The organism is Streptococcus sp. HMSC10E12 (genome assembly GCF_001807855.1).
Taxonomy (GTDB): domain Bacteria; phylum Bacillota; class Bacilli; order Lactobacillales; family Streptococcaceae; genus Streptococcus; species Streptococcus salivarius.
Window position 1 is genome coordinate 39700 of record NZ_KV791095.1, and the last position, 301, is coordinate 40000.

Sequence of the window (301 nt, forward strand, 5' to 3'; positions counted from 1 at the left end):
ACGCTGACTCGGAATTAGACACTGATTGTGATTCAGACACAGACGCACTCTCTGATGCTGATTCTGAATTAGATACAGACTGCGACTCAGACACTGACGCACTTGAAGATGCTGATTCGGAGTTAGACACTGATTGTGATTCTGAAACTGACGCACTTTCTGACGCTGATTCTGAGTTTGAGACAGACTGTGATTCTGAGATTGATTCACTTACTGACGCTGACTCTGACGTTGAAGTAGACTGCGATTCTGAAACTGATGCACTTTCTGAAGCAGAGACTGAATTTGATTCGGATTGTGA

At 43.9% G+C, this 301-nt stretch carries 1 pseudogene; it reads left to right on the forward strand.

Annotation, left to right across the window (positions count from 1 at the left end):
- A pseudogene (locus HMPREF3112_RS11865) lies at window positions 1–301 on the forward strand (clumping factor A); the annotation flags it as partial.